General features: G+C 63.6%; 14 protein-coding genes. 5 read left to right on the top strand and 9 right to left on the bottom strand.

Going from position 1 to position 17,204, the window contains the following annotated elements:
- Positions 1-64 precede the first annotated feature (64 nt).
- Together FJ954_RS08540 and FJ954_RS08535 are read left to right on the top strand one after the other, a co-directional pair.
- Positions 65-850: a TSUP family transporter gene (locus tag FJ954_RS08540; RefSeq protein WP_140661196.1), complete on the top strand. Its 786-nt coding sequence runs from the start codon at positions 65-67 to the stop codon at positions 848-850.
- A 51-nt stretch (positions 851-901) separates the two neighbouring features.
- Positions 902-1,072: a hypothetical protein gene (locus FJ954_RS08535; protein ID WP_023769888.1), complete on the top strand. Its 171-nt coding sequence runs from the start codon at positions 902-904 to the stop codon at positions 1,070-1,072.
- A 167-nt stretch (positions 1,073-1,239) separates the two neighbouring features.
- Here FJ954_RS08535 and FJ954_RS08530 read toward each other — a convergent pair whose 3' ends face one another.
- The gene (locus FJ954_RS08530) at positions 1,240-2,715 is read right to left on the bottom strand and encodes a cobyric acid synthase (RefSeq protein WP_140661070.1); all 1,476 of its coding nucleotides are present in this window, start codon (positions 2,713-2,715) and stop codon (positions 1,240-1,242) included.
- Positions 2,715-3,329: a dimethylsulfonioproprionate lyase family protein gene (locus tag FJ954_RS08525; protein WP_140661069.1), complete on the bottom strand. Its 615-nt coding sequence runs from the start codon at positions 3,327-3,329 to the stop codon at positions 2,715-2,717. The genes FJ954_RS08530 and FJ954_RS08525 overlap by 1 nt, the downstream gene beginning before the upstream one ends.
- A 144-nt stretch (positions 3,330-3,473) precedes the next feature.
- Between FJ954_RS08525 and FJ954_RS08520 the strand changes: the two genes are divergently transcribed.
- Complete coding sequence (locus FJ954_RS08520) at positions 3,474-4,640, top strand: isobutyryl-CoA dehydrogenase (protein ID WP_140661068.1); 1,167 nt, start codon at positions 3,474-3,476, stop codon at positions 4,638-4,640.
- A 26-nt stretch (positions 4,641-4,666) separates the two neighbouring features.
- A complete protein-coding gene (gene mmsB, locus FJ954_RS08515; RefSeq protein ID WP_140661067.1) occupies positions 4,667-5,551 on the top strand; it encodes a 3-hydroxyisobutyrate dehydrogenase in 885 nt (294 codons plus the stop codon).
- 282 nt (positions 5,552-5,833) lie between these two features.
- On the opposite strand, the gene FJ954_RS08510 is transcribed toward mmsB, so the two are convergent.
- The 7 genes from FJ954_RS08510 to FJ954_RS08475 all read right to left on the bottom strand — a co-directional run bounded on the left by FJ954_RS08510 (position 5,834) and on the right by FJ954_RS08475 (position 15,356).
- Positions 5,834-6,478, bottom strand: coding sequence for a cytochrome c oxidase assembly factor Coa1 family protein (locus tag FJ954_RS08510; protein ID WP_015317451.1), 645 nt, complete (start codon positions 6,476-6,478; stop codon positions 5,834-5,836).
- An 81-nt stretch (positions 6,479-6,559) separates the two neighbouring features.
- Positions 6,560-6,925, bottom strand: coding sequence for a hypothetical protein (locus FJ954_RS08505; RefSeq protein WP_015317450.1), 366 nt, complete (start codon positions 6,923-6,925; stop codon positions 6,560-6,562).
- 134 nt (positions 6,926-7,059) lie between these two features.
- Positions 7,060-8,439 carry an aspartate aminotransferase family protein gene (locus FJ954_RS08500; RefSeq protein ID WP_140661066.1) on the bottom strand — a complete coding sequence of 460 codons (1,380 nt, stop codon included), beginning with the start codon at positions 8,437-8,439 and terminating at the stop codon, positions 7,060-7,062.
- A gap of 244 nt (positions 8,440-8,683) precedes the next feature.
- Entirely contained in the window at positions 8,684-10,753 is a 2,070-nt protein-coding gene (locus FJ954_RS08490) for a prolyl oligopeptidase family protein (protein WP_140661065.1), read from the bottom strand.
- 98 nt (positions 10,754-10,851) lie between these two features.
- Positions 10,852-12,012: an MFS transporter gene (locus FJ954_RS08485; protein WP_140661064.1), complete on the bottom strand. Its 1,161-nt coding sequence runs from the start codon at positions 12,010-12,012 to the stop codon at positions 10,852-10,854.
- 96 nt (positions 12,013-12,108) lie between these two features.
- A complete protein-coding gene (locus FJ954_RS08480) occupies positions 12,109-13,284 on the bottom strand; it encodes an MFS transporter (RefSeq protein WP_140661195.1) in 1,176 nt (391 codons plus the stop codon).
- A 164-nt stretch (positions 13,285-13,448) separates the two neighbouring features.
- Positions 13,449-15,356: a phospholipase D-like domain-containing protein gene (locus FJ954_RS08475; RefSeq protein WP_140661063.1), complete on the bottom strand. Its 1,908-nt coding sequence runs from the start codon at positions 15,354-15,356 to the stop codon at positions 13,449-13,451.
- 258 nt (positions 15,357-15,614) lie between these two features.
- Here FJ954_RS08475 and FJ954_RS08470 point away from each other — a divergent pair, with 258 nt between their 5' ends.
- Positions 15,615-17,192, top strand: coding sequence for a trimethylamine methyltransferase family protein (locus tag FJ954_RS08470; RefSeq protein ID WP_140661062.1), 1,578 nt, complete (start codon positions 15,615-15,617; stop codon positions 17,190-17,192).
- The last annotated feature ends 12 nt before the right edge of the window (positions 17,193-17,204 follow it).

Below are 17,204 nucleotides of genomic sequence, written 5' to 3'. Positions count from 1 at the left end.
TTGCGCAAACGGGGTGGCCGTGGTCGAACGCGCGCTGCAGCCGACGGACATCTCGACATATCAGATGATCGACCTCACCGCCCAGACCATCGCCATGCTCGCTTTCGCCGCCTTTGCCGCGGGCTTTGTCGATTCGATTGCCGGCGGCGGCGGGCTGATCACCATTCCGGCGCTGCTGCTCGCCGGTTTTTCGCCGGTCGAGGCGCTTGGAACCAACAAGCTGCAAGGCATGTTCGGCTCCGGGTCGGCGACGATCCACTACGCCTCGAAAGGCCATGTCGACCTGCGCCGGCAGTTGCCATCGGCGCTGCTTGCCCTCGCCGGCGGCGCCATCGGCGCACTGCTGGCCACGGTCGTGCCCGGCGACCTTCTACGCGCCGCCCTGCCGCTGGTGCTGATTGCCATTGCGCTCTACTTCGCGCTCAAGCCCAATATGAACGATGTCGACCGGGCCGAGCGCCTGTCGCCCTTCCTGTTCGGCGTGACCGTGGTGCCGGCCATCGGCTTCTATGATGGCGTATTCGGGCCGGGCGCCGGTTCCTTCTACATGCTGGCCTTCGTGACGCTCGCCGGCTACGGCGTGCTCAAGGCAACGGCGCACACCAAACTGCTCAATTTCGCCTCCAACATCGGCGGCTTCATCATCTTTGCCGCTGTCGGCGTCATCTCGTGGAAGATTGGCCTGATGATGGGCGTCGCCCAGTTCATCGGCGCCCGCGTCGGCGCGAGCTTGGCCATGCGCATCGGCGCCAAGCTGATCAAGCCGCTGCTGGTCATCGTCTGCGTGGCTCTGGCGGTGAAGCTGCTGGCCGATCCGGCCAACCCGTTGCGTGTCATGATTGGTCTGTGATCACGCGCCTGTTACAATGCTGATGTTCGAATCATGTTGGAGGAGCCAGACATGAATCTCAGCGCGCCTACCCAGATTGTTTTCATCATCTCCGTTGTCATCGCCATCATCGGCATTCTTGCCGCGCTTGGCGTCCTTGCGTTCATTCCGATCGCATCGGTGTGGATTGTGCTTATCGCCTATATCGTGCTCGCCGCCGGCTGCCTGATGCGCGGCGCCTGACAAGTTTCCCTCGACAAGCGGGGACCGAGAGCGCCCGGCCAAGCCGGGCGTTTTTGATTCTAATGCGGGCTCTGCTAGATTCGCTTGGCGGAAGGATGGGCAATGCCAATCGAGATGTCTGGTCGTTCGGCACGTACTGGCCGAAGGCCAGCGAGAAGGCCTGACCTTCAACGCGCCAACGAAAAAATCGCGTCGCAGTCGAGATGGGTCTCCAGCTCGGCCGCGACTTCGTCCAGCGCCCGCTCGACTTCGGCACGATAGTCGAGGCCACCGCCCTTGATGCCTAGGCTTTCGAGGAATTTCCCGCGAAAGCCGTCGGCGCCGAACAGGCCATGCATGTAAGTGCCGATCACCTTGCCGTCTGCCGAGATCGCGCCATCCTCGGCGCCATTGATGATCGCCGACGGCCGCCTGGTGTCGGGGCCCGTGGTGCGGCCGAGATGGATTTCGTAGCCTTCGAGCGGCAGGTCGAATTGGATCGAGCGCGCGCTGACATTGCGCACCGTCTTTTCGGGCTCCATCACCGTCTCGACATCGAGCAGGCCGAGCCCCTCGGCTTCCATGACGGAGCCTTCGATGCCGTCGGGATCGCGTACCATGCGGCCGAGCATCTGGAACCCGCCGCAGATGCCGACGACATGGCCGCCGCGCTTGCGGTGCGCCGCAAGATCCCGATCCCAACCATTCTCGCGAAACTTCAGGAGATCGCCGATCGTCGACTTGGAGCCGGGAATGACCACCAGCCCGGCATCGGGCGGCAGCTTCTTTCCCGGCGGCACGAACACCACTTCGACCTGCGGTTCGGCCTTGAGCGGGTCGAGATCGTCGAAATTCGCAATGCGGCCAAGCATCGGCACCGCCACTTTGAGCGCGCGCGCCTCGCCGGATGCCAGCCGCTCCAGCACCACGGAATCTTCCGAGGGTAGCCGTGCCGCAGCCTTCAGCCACGGCACGACGCCGAAACAGCGCCAGTCGGTGAACTTCTCGATCGCCTTGATGCCGTCATCGAACAGCGAGACATCGCCCCGGAACTTGTTGATGAGATAGCCGACGATCATGCGCCGGTCTTCTTCCGGCAGGATCAGATGCGTGCCCGCGACCGAGGCGATGACGCCACCGCGATCGATGTCGCCGACCAGCACCACCGGCACATCGGCGCGCGTGGCAAAGCCCATATTGGCGATATCGCGGCTGCGGAGGTTGATTTCGGCCGGCGAGCCGGCGCCCTCCACGATGACGAGGTCGGCGCCCTCGCCGACCTTGCCCCAGGACTCCAGCACTGCATCCATCAGCCGGCCCTTCAGCGCCTGGTAGTCGCGCGCCCGCGCCTCGCCGAACACCTTGCCCTGGACGATGACCTGCGCGCCGACATCGGTCTGCGGCTTGAGCAGCACCGGGTTCATATGCACCGATGGCGGCACGCCGCAGGCGATCGCCTGCAGCCATTGCGCGCGGCCGATCTCGCCGCCACCGTGGTTGTTGTCGCCGGGGATATCGGCGACGGCGGCGTTGTTCGACATGTTCTGCGGCTTGAATGGCCGCACCTTCAGGCCACGCTTTTTCGCGGCGCGGCAAAGGCCTGCGACCAGCACCGTCTTGCCGACATCCGACCCTGTGCCTTGCAGCATGATTGCCCTGGCCATCAGCCTCTGACCTGCGTCGCGGTGCCGGTGATCGTGGATTTTTGCGCCAACGGCCCGCCGCGCCAGATATAGAGCGCCAGCAGCGGCTCCTTGCCCGTTCGCATGGCATGGTTGACGTTGGAGGCATGGTGGACGACCTCGCCGGCCTCCCGCCTGCGAAAACCGCTTTCGCCCATGCGCCATTCCGTACCGCCGGTCAGCGGAATATAGATTTCCTCGGCGACGTGATGATGGTCGGGGTAGACGATCCCGGGTCCAAGAATCAGCAGCCCGGCGGCAGCCTCTTCGTTGACGAAGTGCCCACGCGTGCCGAAGATTTCCAGCCAGCCGTAATTGTCGATGAAGGCCCTGCCGAAATCAGCCTCGGTGTAGGTCTGTCCCCAATGCAGTTCGTTGCGCTGCTCGGCCAGCAATCGCACCAGCGGCCTCGCATCCGGCGGTGCCAGTCCGGCCCCGCGATCAAGATGGCGCAGGCAGCCAAGCGCATGCGGCTCCAACTTTCGGGCCGGCATGTCCCAACCTGTGCGTGCCACGGCGTCGCGCACCAGAGCGTCATGGACGGAAGCGAGATAGGCGTGGAACTTTTCCAGCAGCTCATCGAATTTTGTCGTCACATCTTGCTCCGGGCATGCATTGGTGCACAGCCGCTCCGCGATAGGTCGGGTTGCGCGGCGGCATCATTGGTCTAGATTGATGCGCGCGCAAAGCCAAAAACGACAGGCCAGCGGGCTAGCTGGCCAGCCTACAGGGAGCACGCCATGGACGCCGCGGTCGATGCGAGCACCAGCCAGTTCGAACTCAATGAGGAACAGCGTGCCATCCAGGAGATGGCGCGGGCCTTCGCCGCCGATCGCGTGGCGCCCAATGCGCTCGACTGGGACCGCAGGCGACATTTCCCCGCCGATGTGATTCGCGAGACGGGGCCGCTCGGCCTCGGCGGCATCTATGTCAGGGACGATGTCGGCGGTTCCGCGCTCGGCCGGCTCGACGCCGTGCTGATCTTCGAGGCGCTGTCGCACGCCGACCCGGCCTTTTCCTCCTTCATCTCGATCCACAACATGGTGGCCTCGATGATCGACCGGTTCGGCAATGATGAGCAGCGCCAGCGCTTCCTGCCGAAGCTCACCTCCATGGAATGGCTGGCGAGCTATTGCCTGACCGAGCCTGGCTCGGGTTCGGATGCGGCGGCGCTGAAGACGCGCGCGGCGAAAAGCGGCGGCGATTACATCCTCAACGGCTCCAAGCAGTTCATCTCCGGCGCCGGCGACAGCGATGTCTATGCCGTCATGGTGCGCACCGGCGCCGACGGCCCGAAAGGCATCTCCACCATCGTCGTGCCCAAGGATGCGCCCGGCCTCTCCTTCGGCGCCAATGAGCACAAGATGGGCTGGCACATGCAATCGACCCGCCAGGTCATCTTCGAGGATTGCAAGGTGCCGGCGGAGAACCTCTTGTCGGGCGAAGGCGCCGGCTTCGGCATCGCCATGGCCGGGCTCGACGGCGGCCGGCTGAACATCGCCGCCTGTTCGCTGGGCGGCGCCCAGTCGGCGCTCGACAAGGCGCTGTCCTATACCGCCGAGCGCAAGGCATTCGGCTCGAAGATCAACCAGTTCCAGGCGCTGCAGTTCAGGCTGGCCGACATGGAGACAGAGTTGCAGGCGGCGCGCATCTTCCTCTATGCGGCGGCCTCCAAACTCGACCGCAAGGCGTCGGACGCCGGCAAATGGTCGGCAATGGCCAAGCGCTTCGTCACCGACACCGGCTTCAACGTCGCCAACGACGCGCTGCAACTGCTCGGCGGCTACGGCTACCTGCATGATTACGGCATCGAGAAGCTGGTGCGCGATCTCAGGGTGCACCAGATCCTCGAAGGCACCAATGAAATCATGCGCGTCATCATCGCGCGCGCCCTGATCGGCCGCTGACGCCAGCAAACTCCGGGAGAGAGACTATGACGACGATCGCCTTCATCGGCCTCGGCAATATGGGCAATCCGATGGCCGCAAACCTGGTCAAGGCTGGGCATGCCGTGCACGGTTTCGACCTGATCCCGGAAAACCTCGCGGTCGCGCGCGAACATGGCGTCGTCGTTATGGCCAATGCGCTCGCGGCGGTGAAGGATGCCGACGTGGTCATCACCATGCTGCCGGCCGGCAAGCACGTGCTGTCGGTCTATGGGGACATTGCTCCCAAGGCCAGGAACGGCGCGCTGTTCATCGATTCCTCGACGATCGACGTCGAATCGGCGCGCAAGGCGCATACGATTGCAGCAAAGCACGGCCTGCTGTCCATCGACGCGCCGGTTTCGGGCGGCACCGGTGGTGCCACGGCCGGTACATTGACCTTCATGGCTGGGGGAGCCGACGATGCTTTCTCGGCCGCCGAGCCGATCCTGAAGCCGATGGCCGGCCGCATCGTCCATTGCGGCGGTGACGGCGCCGGACAGGCGGCGAAGATCTGCAACAACATGATCCTCGGCATTTCGATGATCGGCGTCGCCGAGGCGTTCGTGCTGGCGGAAAAACTCGGCCTGTCGCATCAGGCGCTGTTCGACGTCGCCTCGACCTCGTCGGGCCAGTGCTGGTCGCTGACCACCTATTGCCCCGTGCCTGGCCCGGTTCCCACTTCGCCCGCCAACAGGGATTACAAGCCCGGATTTGCGGCGGCTCTTATGCTGAAAGACCTGAAATTGTCGCAGGAAGCAGCGCTTGGCGCGGGCGCGGTGACACCGCTTGGCGCAGAAGCGGCGCAGCTCTATGCCCTTTTCAACGCCCAGGGCCATGGCGGCGCCGATTTCTCCGGCATAATAAATTTTCTGCGCGGCAACTCGGCGTAAGCAGCGGATTTGGTTTAGTTTTTTTCGGGTTCTTCGGACCAAGGGCCGCAAATTTAGATTTGCTTAAGCTCTCGATAACTCCGCGGTAACGATGTCCCTATAAAACAGATTGCGAGGCGGACATATCGCATCCGCCCGGCGCTCCGGATCAGGTCTCGCGTACCGGAGCCCGTAAGTTTCGCAAGTGTCTTGGTAGCGAAACGCCATGCGTATCTGGCAAAGCCGCGTTCCCGATGGGGCGCGGTTTTTGCATTTCCGGCCCCTTTATTACCGACGATCCGTCTATATTCCGATCGCCGCACCCGGGATCGGCACATGGTCTTCATTGGTCAGCACGATCGGTGCATCGACGCCGTCGACGCGGACCACGAGCAGGCGCGTACTCCATGTGCCGGCATTGCGAACCAGATGGGAATATACGGTGCCCTTGCCCTTGGCGCCGTGGACGGGAATGCTGAACTGGGCGTCGCCCGCGCCATTCGCATTGACGTTGAGATGACCGCCGACCCAGAAATTGTCGGCCAAATCGTCGCCGATGGCGGCCTTGACCCGAACATCGGTGCGGACGGCGTCCATGGTCATGCGGTACGCGTCGCTGCCTTTGAGCACGAAAGGGATGCTGCCGACCATCGTCGCACAACCGCCGATACTGACCACCCATACGGCAAGGCCGGCAATCGCCCAATTGCGCTGCGTCTTGCGGAACTGCTCGGCGTCGCGCCAAGCCCGGTTTTGCCAAGCCCAGCGGCTGCCGCGCGCGCCGAGCACGAAGATCATGATGAGGTTGACGACGGGGATCAGCGCCAGCAGTGCGATGAAGGTGCTGTTGCCGATGCCCCAAATCCAGTTGAGGAAGAAGGCGCCCCAGTTCCAGCGATCGAGTTCGGCTGGAATTTCAGCCGGTTGGTTGAGCGGTTGTCCGGCCATGTTGTTCCCCATCGGCGTGTATGCCGATTGGTTCTAGCGCAAGACTTCGACGATGCGCAAAAAAGTTCCGGGGCTTCCGCCTCAACCCTTTGTGGAAAGGCGGCGAAAATTTGCCCTCACCGCGCGGCCGGCCGGCTTCAGCGCTGCGCTGATCGACCGTTCGGCCGCGACGCCGTTGAACAGCGACGGCGTTCGACCCGAGAGAACCTCCGGCCAGAAACGTGACGCCGATTGCAGGAAAGACATTTGCGCCGCAAGCGCGCCCTCGGCCATGGCGACGGTCTTCTCGCTGACAGCCATTGCCGTCTCCGCGCTCCAGGGCTCGCCGCTTCGCGCCTCCATGGCCATCAGCGGCAGCCGCATCATCACCACCAGCGGCGCCAGCATCAGGTCCGCGCCAAGGCTGGCCGCCTCTTGCACGCGTCGGCTTTTGCCGGTCTTTCTCATGTGGGCAATCCCCTGTCGCGGCCGGATCGGCCGCCCCTTACATTACGCGCCGAAGGCGAAATTCGTTCCCGCTCATAGCGCATATTTCCGGGATTGGGCGTTTCTTCGCAAAAACGCCCAATCGAGGTTTGCTCCTATCGCTTGCGCAGGTCCGCCTGTGCCAGGTCGAGCGCCTTGCCGATGCGCTCGCAAGCCATGTCGATCGTATCGCGGGTCCAGATCAGCGGCGGCGACAGGATCATCGTGTCGCCGGTGGCGCGCAGCATCATGCCGTTGGCGATCGCGTGGTCGCGCACCGTCACCGCGGCACTCCCCGACGGCAGGAAGCGCTCCTTCGTCGCCTTGTCCTTGACGATCTCGATCGCGCCCATCAGGCCGATCGAGCGCACCTCGCCGACCAGATCATGCCCGGCAATACGCTCCTGCAACGCGCTAGCGAAATAAGGTCCGGTGTCGTTCCTGACACGGTCGACCAGCCCTTCCCTCTCGATGATCTCCAGGTTCTTCAAGGCCACGGCGCAAGCCACCGGGTGCCCCGAATAGGTGTAGCCATGGTTGAACTCGCCGCCCTTCTCGACCAGCGTCGAGGCAATGCGGTCGCCAACCAGCAGCGCCGAAAGAGGCTGATAGCCCGAGGTCAGCGCCTTGGCCGTGGTGATGGTGTCCGCCTCGATGCCGAAGGTCTGCGCCGCGAACCACTCACCTGTGCGGCCATAGCCGGTAATGACCTCGTCCAGCATCAAAAGCACATCGTATTTGCGGCAGATGCGCTGCACTTCGGGCCAGTAGCTCGTCGGCGGTATCTTGACGCCGCCAGCGCCCATCACCGGCTCGCCGATGAAGGCCGCGACCTTGTCGACGCCGGCCTCGAGGATGGCGTCCTCGACGGACTTTGCCGCGCGCAGGCCGAAATCGTGGTCGCTTTCGCCCGGCAGAGCCAGCTCGTAGGCATAGGGCATCATCACATGGACGATGTTGGGCACCGCACCGTTGAGCTGCTTGTGCATGGCATCCATGCCACCGAGCGAAGTGCCGGCAATGGTCGAGCCGTGATAGGCCATCTTGCGCGAGATGACGCGGTTCTTCTCCGGCTTGCCCTCAAGCACCCAGTAATGGCGCACCAGGCGCAAGGCGGTGTCGTTGGCCTCCGAACCGGACGAGCCGTAAAACACCTGGTTCACGTTGCGTGGTGCGATCTCGGCCAGCTTCTTCGACAACAGCACCGGCGTCGGCGTGGAGCATTTGAAGAAGGAATTGTAGTAAGGCAGTTCCTTCATCTGTGCATAGGCGGCCTCGGCCAGCTCGTCGCGGCCGTAGCCGATATTGACGCACCACAGGCCGGCCATGCCGTCCAGCAGTTCCGTCCCTTCGGAATCGTAGATGAACGGGCCATTGGCGCGGGTGATGACGCGGGCGCCTGCCTCACGCAGCTCCTTATGATCGGTGAAGGGATGCAGGTGATGCGCGGCGTCGATCTGCTGAAGCTGCTTCAGCGAATAATTCTGATAGGTCATTGATCTGGTCTTTCCTCTGAAATCATTCCGGCGGTGCCGGGGCGAATTCGTCAGAGGACGGCAGGCGGCGAATAGCCGATGCGGGCGCACAGCCGCAAAAGCTCGGCGCGCAGCGTGCGTGACGACGGTGTCACCGCGACCCGGAATGCGCGAGCTGATAGTCTAGCGAGAGCCATGAAGGTACCTTAGAGCAAAGGGCGGTCGAGGTGAACCACCCTTTGCTCAGGGGTGCCATGGAATGAGGTCAGGCTTTTCCGCCCAGTGCCCGCTGCAGGAAGACATACTTCATCGCCGTCTGCGCCGCCTGCGGCCGGCGGTCGCCGCGCCCGCCATGTCCGCCCTCGGTCTCCTCGAAGAACAGCGTCCTGCCGTGTCCTGCCTCCTGCAGGCGGGCCGCCATCTTGCGCGCATGGCCGGGATGGACCCGGTCGTCGGCGGTCGAGGTCGTCAAGAGCACCGGCGGATAGGCGGCATCAGCCTTGACATGTTGATAGGGCGAATAGGCGGAAAGCCACTTGGCGTCTTCCGGCTTTGACGGGTCGCCATATTCGGCCATCCACGAAGCGCCCGGCGGCAATTCGGTGTAGCGCAGCATGTCGAGCAGCGGCACCTCGATGATGACGGCGCCGAAAAGCTCGGGATGCTGCGTCAGGGAAGCGCCGGTCAGCAGGCCGCCATTGGAGCCTCCCTGGATGCCGAGCGATTGAGCCGTGGCAATACCGCGCCTGACGACATCTTCGGCCACCGCCGAAAAGTCGTCGAAGCCGTTCTGGCGCTTGCCTTTCAGCGCCGCCTGGTGCCAGGCCGGTCCGAACTCGCCGCCGCCGCGAATGCAGGCCTGCACATAGGCATTGCCTTTCTCCAGCCACAGCTTGCCGCGCACGCCGGCATAGCCGGGCAACAGCGGCACTTCGAAACCGCCATAGCCGTAGAGTAGCGTCGGTACCGGACCATTCTGGTCGCGCCGCCTGACGACGAAATAAGGAATCATCGTGCCGTCCTTCGAGCGCGCCTCGAACTGCTCCGAGATCAGCGGCGAGGCATCGAAGCGGGCCGGCTGCGATTTCACGGTCGCGAGCGTCTCGCCATTGTCATCGGACCAGATGATCGAGCTTGGCGTCAGGAAATCGGTGAAGGAAAAGGAGACGGTGGAGCCGAAATGCTCGGCATGGCTGATCCCGACAGTGCCGTTTTCAGGCAGCATGACGGGTTTCAGCGACCAGGCGCCGCGCTCGCGCTCGCAGACGAGAATCTTGCCGCGCACATTGTCCATCAAGCTGATGAACAGGCGGTCCTGCGTTCTGGCGAGCCCGGCAATGGAAACCCGATGCACCGGCGCCAACAAGGTTTCGATGGCGCCAAAATCGCCGGTTTCGATCCAATGCGCGAAGTCGAAGGAGTAAAGCCCGTCCGGCTGGCATGCGGTGCCATCCGGCGCCATCCATGGCGTGCGCACCCCGAACACCAGTTGATCCCTAAAGAGCGAGGTGTCGGTGACGTCGTCGGGCAGCGGGATGCGACGGTTCTCGCCCGAAGGCAGCCTCAGGAAACTGTGCGATGCGAAGAAGTTGAGTGTCCGCGCCAGAAACAGGTGACGCTTCTCGCCGTCGAACTCGACACCGGCGCCTACGGCAAGATCCTCGATCTCTCCCTCGAAGATCGGAGTCGCCTCTTCCAGCCTGGTGCCGCGCTTCCAGAGCTTGACCACGCGCGGATATCCGGATTCTGTCTTGTCGGCCTCTTCGAAAGCGGCCGAGACGATGACCGTATCCTCGTCCAGCCAGCCGAAGCCCGATTTCGACGCCGGCGCCTGAAAACCGCCTTCCACGAAGGACTTGGCCGCGATATCGAACTCGCGCATCGCGCTGGCGTCACCGCCATCGGGCGACATCGATACCAGGCAGCGGTTGAAATCGGGGTAGAGCCTGACCGCGCCGCCGAACACCCATTTTATCCCCTCCTTCCCAGCCAGCTGGTCGAAGTCGATGATCGTCTCCCAGTCGGGCTTGTCGGTCTTGTAGGAAGCGACCGTCGTGCGGCGCCACAGGCCGAGCGCATTGGTCTTGTCCTGCCAGAAATTGTAGACATGACCGGCGATTGCCGCGCCGACCGCGATATTGTCCTCGGCCGTCATCAGGTCGAGCGCCGTCTGGAACGACGCCTGATAGGATGGATCGCCCTGCAATTCCGCCACCGTGACCTCGTTCTGGCGATGCACCCAGTCGAGCGATTCCTTGCTTGTCCTGTCCTCCAGCCAGAGGAACGGATCGCCGGTCTTCTGAAAGGGCTGGGCTCTGGTCGTCGAAGCGGTCATGCAGGTCTCCGGGATTTTGGACGGCTTCGCCTACATTGCGTTGGCGGCGCTGACATTCAAGGTGCGATACGGTCTTTTGCGGCCCTCGCGGCGTTGCTTCACCGCACCCGCCGACGGATAATCGTCGCCAACGCAAGCATGGCGCAGATCGCACCAAGCGTGGCCGGTAGACCGCTCGCATCGGTCACATCCATTATGCCGCCCGCTAGCGGCGGAACGACAATGCCGCCGACACCCCACATCAGGGAGAATGCCGCATTGCCGGCAACCAGCGCCGAACCGGTGAAGCGCTCGCCAAGTTCGATGATGGACATCGTGTAGATGCCGTAGGACACAGCTCCCCAGACGAAGACGCAAGGCCAGATCAGCGGCGTGTCGATCAGCATCGGCAAAAGCACACAGCCAAACAGCGTCAGCAGGACGCAGATGAAGCGCACGAGACGGGCCGTCAGCCGCTCGGCCAGCAGGCCAAGCGGAACCTGCATGGCGATGTTGCCGGCGATCATGACCGATAGCAGCGCCGACATGCGAGCTTCCGCGATGCCATGATGGGTGCCGTAGACCGGCAGCAGCGCCAGCACCGCCTGCTCGAAGCCCGCGGCTACGACCACCGCCGACAGGAGCAGCCATGCGAGCGGCATGAAGCCCATCACCGAAACCTGATGCCCGGCCTCGTCTACTCTGGGCAGCCGTGGCAGAACCGACGCCAGGCAGATGCCGCAGAGCACGAAGGCGCCAATGCCAACAAGGAACGGCGGCCAGCCTTCTGTGCCAACGGCGAGCAGACAAAGCGGTCCGGTCGCGAAGCCGGCGGAAATGATCGTCGAATAGAGGCCCATGATGCGGCCGCGCCGGGCCGGCGGCGCCAGCGCGATTACCCAGATTTCGCTGAGCACATAGAGCGGGTTGGTCACGGCGCCGATCAGCAAGCGCAGCGGAAACCAGAGATAGACGTTCTGCGTCCAGCCGATCAGCGCCAGCACGACAGCCGAAAGCGCCGCGCAAGTCAGAGCCGTGCGCCCTGCTCCGAACCGCCTCGCCAGCGCTGGAATAATTGGCGACGAGACGATGAACCCGATCGGCGTCATCGCCGCCGACAGGCCGATCATCGCGGGCGAGACACCCTGGCGCTGCAGGATGAAGCTCAGCAGCGGATAGGACAGGCCCTGCGCGATGGCGAAAACGGACACGGTCGCGATCACACCGGTGATCGCTGCCCATTGCATCGTCTCGTCGCTTCTCGTATCCACCAGATCCATGATCCATAACGCTGTCGCGGTTGCAGACTTAGCGGTTCGGCCCGGCGGCGGTAAGCCCCGCGGCCCGGACGGATGCCCGGCTCCAGCCAGACCCTGTCAGGAGCCTCCGCGGTTGGCCGATCTGTAGAGCGCGAACGCGACCAGCAAAGCGTCGAGGCCAATGATCACGGTTGGCAAACCCACCGGCCCGATCGCCTGCATCAGCAGGCCCGCGCCCGGCGGACCAACGATACCGCCGACACCCCATAGCAAGGCGAACGCCGCATTGCCGGTGACCAGCAGCGAACCTCTGAAGCGGCTGCCGAGTTCGACCAGCGCCATCGTATAGACACCGTAGCCCACCGCGCCCATCACCAGAAGCACGCCCCAGATCATGGGTGTGGTGATCAGCAGCGGGAGCAGAACAGCGCAAACGGTCGTCGCCACCGCGCAGGCCAGGATCATCGGCCGGCCACCGAAGCGTTCGGCGAGCAGGCCGAGCGGGATCTGCAGAAGGATGTTGCCCAGCGACAGCGACATCACCAGCGCGGCGAGCACCGCCTCGGGCAAGCCATAGCCGGCCCCAAACACGGGAACCAGGGCATAGGTGCTTTGCTGGACGGCGGCCGAGACCAGCACCGCCAGCAGCAGCGCCGGCGCCAACCGGGCAAAACCGACAAAGCTGCCGGCAGGCTGGCCGTCATCCTCGAAACCGGCGAGCTTCGAGGAGGCAAGGCGCAAAATGACGGCACAGAGCAGGAAACCGACGATGCCGACGCTGAAGGGAGCCCAGCCCTCGATACCGACCAGAGTGAGCGTAAAGGGGCCGGCGGCATAGCCGGCGCCCATCAGTGTGTTGAACACGCCCATCACTCGCCCGCGCCGAGACGGCGGCGCCAGCGAGAGAGCCCAGACTTCGCCCAGCACATAGAGCGGGTTAATGACGATGCCGATCGTGAAGCGGATGACGTACCAGGCCACCCAGTTCTGGAGGTAACCGATGCCCAGGAAGCACAGCGCCCCGATCAGCGAGCAGCCAACCGCCAGATTTCGCGCGCCGACCAGCCGCACGGCAGCCGGCACGAAAGAGGCAGACAGAATCAGGCCAACCGGCATCATCGCCGCCGACAAGCCGATCAGGGCGGGCGACAGGCCTTGCTTCTGCATCAGGAGCGTGAACAGCGGCGAGCTCAACCCTTGCGCCGCTCCGAACATGGCTAATGCGGCGGTGACGCCCGCGAGCGCCGCCCATTGCGTTCCCGCTTCGCCTTCGCTCGAGCCGGTCGCGACCATACCGTCATCCATGTCAGTGCTGCCATCGGCCAGCAAGCACGACTAGCTACTGCTTCGACCAGAGGAAAGGAAGAGCCGGACCGGAGATCCACTTGCACCAAGAAAATCGACCGACCGGCCGACGCCAATCGGCCCCGAATGAACTTGGATGCAGAACGCGACGGCTACGGGAAGTAGCGCGCGATTGCGCCTTTCTTGCCGTCCGCATAGGGCTTCAGCCACTTGTCGTCGATGGCAATCCCGTCAGCATCGGAAGGGCCCTTGCCGATCGTCCTGCGCCAGGCCCGGAACTTATAGTGGTCGAAGACGTCGAGCATGTGCACGGCATAGGCCGCGGCAAAGGTCTTGTCGCCTTCCACGATGACCAGATTCTCGTCGTTTTCGTAGGACGCCTTGTAACCGAGGTTATGGCTGCCGGTAATGACGGTGGCGTTGTCCTCCATCGGATCGATGATAACAATCTTGTCGTGCACGATCGCGTGGCCGACGGTGAGCACTTCGGCCTGGAAATCCGTCGCGATGGTGGCCCCGGTCAGGTTCGCCGCCCGTACAATGGAGACATTCGGGGCTTCCCAGACCTTCTCCGGATAAACAAAGGGCGACTTGCCGTCCTTGTTCGACTTGTGGGTGACCGGATCCTTGGTGGGAGCGACATAGTTGGGCATGGCCGTTTCGTCGCTGATCGCGCCCTGCACGATGAGGTTCGGATCGGCTTTCGCCGCCGCAACCGCCTGGTCCACGATCGAATTTTCGCCGAGCAGCGAAGGGTTGAACACCAGGAACAGCACGGCCCGCTTCGCCGCTTTGATGCGGGCAAAGACGTCCTGGAGGTCGACCGGACGCACCGAAATGTCCTTCTTGTTGCGGTTCGGGTCGTTGGGCGAAAACCACACCGTCATGCCGTCCAACACCGCCGAGGCGCCGTTGAGCGGGTTTGGCATGTGGTTCTCCTTGCGGAACGGCACGCCCTGCGTCTGCGCGACGTGGCCGGCAGTACTTTCCGAAGCCGGTGGCGGAAACACATCGGCTTTCATGCGTTCCCAATAGCCGTCGAACACCTCCGCCATCGCCGGATCGTCGCGGACAAAAGCGTTGTTGGACTGGCCGCATATGCCGGTCGACGTCCAGTTGGTACTGCCGGTCATAACCGCTTGCGGATTGCCCTGGGTGTCGCGGTAGACGGCGAACTTGTTGTGGCCAATATGGTTGTTGTTGAACAGGCGGTCCGTCACCACGACGCCGGCATCGTGCAAACGTTTCCTGTAGGGTGCGTTGCCGGCATCCCAGGCCTTGGTCTGGTCATCCCTGCCCGAATTGGAGAGGATGACTTCGACTACATCCCTGGCCGCGATGATGGCGTCGCACAATTCGTCGTCGCCGAGCTCATAGAGCGCAAGCCTGACCGTACCGCCTTCGGCCTTGGCCCGTTTCAACAGGCTGGTCAGCACGTCAGGCACGTCGCCATGCAGATAGGCGCGGATCTTGCTGGTCGGGTCTTGCAGCACCGCCCTGATCTTGTCGCGCTGGCCGACCTTGATGCCGGCTTCCGCCAGCGCATGCGACATCCATTGCGTCGAAAGCACGCCGTTGGTGAAGGCAACGCGTGCCTTGCCGAACATTTGGCCCAGGAAGATTGGCGGACTGACCGCGCCCTGCCCGAGATAGCCAAGGGGCCGCGCCGGTCCGGTATAGGCGGGTTTGCCGTCGACGACCTGATCGGGGCGCACCGGCACGGGATCGAGACCCGGCTTCATGTCGCCAACGGGACGCACGCGGTAGGCGATCATCTCGCCGTCCGGCCTGACGTCTATGCTGTCGCGGCGGCGCCTGACGGTCAGATCGCGCCAGAATGTCTTCTGCACCGGCCAGACACCGGTATCCTGCGGAATCCATCGGGGATTGCGCTGACCCTTGAAGGGCACCCAGGACGCAAGGCAACGCTCCTCGTCTGTAGCGGGATAGAGGCGCACGATCTCGAAACCGAGGCAGCCTGGGATCATCCCGTCAAGGTCCCAGGAAAGGAACGCGACTTCGTTGTTTGTCGCGGCACGCACTTTGACGACGTCAGGCATGGCGTCCCTCCAAAAGCAGTTCAACGCGCAAGTATGTCAGAAGTAAAAGACGGTACTGTAACGCCTCTTTAAATCTGCACCATCCGACAGCCTCACGCAGACCCTGCCGGCGCGCCGGTGTGGCCAGGGCGGAGTCGCGGCCACCTGGCTGCCGTCCCGGCATGTCGCTTCCCTCGCTCTAGTGGTCGCCGCCTCCGCAATGGCCGGAGGGGCGCCGGTCCATTATGCCGCCCGTTATCGCATCCTACGAGGACCATCATGACCGCCGTCCTACAACCCTCAGAACCGGCATTGGCGCCCGACCGTGCCCGCCGCGGCGGTCGCGCCGGCAAGCGCGCCGGTGGCTCGGCCGCGTTCGAGCAGCCGGCTTTCCGCCAACTGAAAAATCCGCTGACGCCGACCAAGCTGGTGTCCGAGGACGAGCTGGAATCGATCCACCTCGCCTCCTTGCGGGTGTTGCGCGAGATTGGCGTAGACGTCCTGCACGACGAAGCCCGCAGCATCATGAAGGCTCATGGCGCCGACGTACGCGAGGGCTCGGAGCGCGTGCGCTTCGACAGCGACATGATCCTGGAGCTGGTGTCGAACTGCCCGTCCGAATTCACCATCCATGCCCGCAACCCCGAGCACAATGTGCGCTTTGGCGGTGACAATCTGATCATCTCGATGATGGCCTCGGCGCCCAATTGCTCCGACATCGATCGTGGCCGCCGGCCCGGCAACCAGCAGGATTATCGCAATTTCCTGCGGCTGGCGCAGATGCACAACATCCTGAATTGCACGGGCGGCTATCCGGTCGAGCCGACTGACATCCACCCGTCGGTGCGCCATCTCGAATGCATCCGCGACCTCGCCACGCTGACCGACAAGGTGTTCCACATCTATTCGCTCGGCAAGGAGCGCAATGTCGACGGCATCGAGATCACCCGCATCGCGCGCGGCATCAGCCATGAGCAATTGCTCGCGGAACCGTCCGTCTTCACCATCATCAACACCAATTCGCCGCTCAAGCTCGACGTGCCGATGATGGAAGGCATCATCCAGATGTCGAGCAAGGGCCAGGTCGTCATCGTCACGCCCTTCACCCTCTCGGGCGCCATGGCGCCCGTCACCATCGCCGGCGCGCTGGTGCAGCAGAATGCCGAGGCGCTGTCCGGCATTGCCTTCGCCCAGATGGTCAGGAAGGGCGCGCCGGTCGGCTATGGCGGCTTCACCTCTAACGTCGACATGAAGTCCGGTTCGCCGGCCTTCGGCACGCCCGAATACATGAAGGCACAGCTCGTCGGGGGCCAGCTGGCCCGCCGCTACAACATCCCCTACCGCACCTCCAACACCTGCGCCGCCAACACCGTCGATGCGCAGGCAGCCTATGAAAGCGTGTTCTCGCTGTGGGGCGCCGTCCAGGGCGGCGGCAACCTGATGATGCATGCGGCCGGCTGGCTGGAAGGCGGCCTGCGCTGCTCCTACGAAAAGACCATTCTGGATATCGACCTGTTGCAGATGGTGGCCGAATTCCTGACCCCGCTTGACCTTTCCGATGAAGCGCTCGGCTTCGATGCCATCCAGTCGGTCGGCCCCGGCGGCCACTTCTTCGGCACCCAGCACACGCAGGACCGCTACAAGACCGCGTTTTATTCGCCCATCCTTTCGGACTGGCGCAATTTCGAGACCTGGGCGGAAGCCGGCTCGCCAACGGCAATGGAAAAGGCCAACAAGGTGTGGAAGGAGCGGCTGGCGTCCTATGACGAACCTTACATGGATCCCGCCATCCGTGAGGAGCTCAACGCCTTTGTTGCGAAGCGCACAGCCGAAGGCGGCGCGCCGACCGATTTTTGAGCGGCAGTGTTC

Origin of the sequence: Mesorhizobium sp. B2-3-15, assembly GCF_006442875.1 — a bacterium.
Taxonomy (GTDB): domain Bacteria; phylum Pseudomonadota; class Alphaproteobacteria; order Rhizobiales; family Rhizobiaceae; genus Mesorhizobium; species Mesorhizobium australicum.
This window is presented reverse-complemented; position numbering and strand designations above follow the sequence as displayed.

Excerpts from the sequence above, each read along its gene's own strand:
- FJ954_RS08540 (WP_140661196.1), top strand. The coding sequence starts at position 65 with ATGATCGACCTCACCGCCCAGACCATCGCCATGCTCGCTTTCGCCGCC.
- FJ954_RS08535 (WP_023769888.1), top strand. The coding sequence starts at position 902 with ATGAATCTCAGCGCGCCTACCCAGATTGTTTTCATCATCTCCGTTGTC.
- FJ954_RS08530 (WP_140661070.1), bottom strand. The coding sequence starts at position 2,715 with ATGGCCAGGGCAATCATGCTGCAAGGCACAGGGTCGGATGTCGGCAAG.
- FJ954_RS08520 (WP_140661068.1), top strand. The coding sequence starts at position 3,474 with ATGGACGCCGCGGTCGATGCGAGCACCAGCCAGTTCGAACTCAATGAG.
- mmsB (WP_140661067.1), top strand. The coding sequence starts at position 4,667 with ATGACGACGATCGCCTTCATCGGCCTCGGCAATATGGGCAATCCGATG.
- FJ954_RS08510 (WP_015317451.1), bottom strand. The coding sequence starts at position 6,478 with ATGGCCGGACAACCGCTCAACCAACCGGCTGAAATTCCAGCCGAACTC.
- FJ954_RS08505 (WP_015317450.1), bottom strand. The coding sequence starts at position 6,925 with ATGAGAAAGACCGGCAAAAGCCGACGCGTGCAAGAGGCGGCCAGCCTT.
- FJ954_RS08500 (WP_140661066.1), bottom strand. The coding sequence starts at position 8,439 with ATGACCTATCAGAATTATTCGCTGAAGCAGCTTCAGCAGATCGACGCC.
- FJ954_RS08490 (WP_140661065.1), bottom strand. The coding sequence starts at position 10,753 with ATGACCGCTTCGACGACCAGAGCCCAGCCCTTTCAGAAGACCGGCGAT.
- FJ954_RS08485 (WP_140661064.1), bottom strand. The coding sequence starts at position 12,012 with ATGGATCTGGTGGATACGAGAAGCGACGAGACGATGCAATGGGCAGCG.
- FJ954_RS08480 (WP_140661195.1), bottom strand. The coding sequence starts at position 13,284 with ATGGTCGCGACCGGCTCGAGCGAAGGCGAAGCGGGAACGCAATGGGCG.
- FJ954_RS08475 (WP_140661063.1), bottom strand. The coding sequence starts at position 15,356 with ATGCCTGACGTCGTCAAAGTGCGTGCCGCGACAAACAACGAAGTCGCG.
- FJ954_RS08470 (WP_140661062.1), top strand. The coding sequence starts at position 15,615 with ATGACCGCCGTCCTACAACCCTCAGAACCGGCATTGGCGCCCGACCGT.